This is a genomic window from Oceanospirillum sediminis (assembly GCF_014164585.1).
Classification (GTDB): Bacteria; Pseudomonadota; Gammaproteobacteria; order Pseudomonadales; family Halomonadaceae; genus Oceanospirillum; species Oceanospirillum sediminis.
Genome location: NZ_JACJFM010000181.1, coordinates 1 through 398, shown reverse-complemented (window position 1 = coordinate 398; position 398 = coordinate 1). Strand labels below are relative to the sequence as shown.

General features: G+C 30.9%; 1 protein-coding gene. It reads left to right on the top strand.

The window, feature by feature from the left end; all coding sequences use genetic code 11:
* On the top strand, positions 1-398 hold a 398-nt coding region (locus H4O21_RS28320), incomplete at both ends, for a tetratricopeptide repeat protein (RefSeq protein WP_182812520.1).

Sequence of the window (398 nt, the reverse complement as noted above, 5' to 3'; positions counted from 1 at the left end):
TAAAACAGATTTTAAAAACTACAGATAGTCTCAAATTAAAGGCAACTGTTCACGGCAGAATTGCATGGCTAAATTTAGGAAAGAACTTAGAAGTTTCTCAATCTCATTTAGATTCTTCATTTGCAATTTTATCAAAGGCAAATAATCCAAAAGGCATGGCTCAATTAAACTACAGGTATGCCGTTTTGTTTCGCCTTAAAGGAGACTACGATATAGCATTAGATTATGTAGACAAATCTTACCAATACAACGTATCTCAAAAGGATTCGTTTAGGATTGCAAATGATTTGTTTCAGAAAGGAGTAATCAATAGCCTGAAAGGTAATTATGAAACCAGTATAACGTTGTATTATCAAATTTTAGAGATTTACGAAAAATCAAATAATATTAAAGGCATA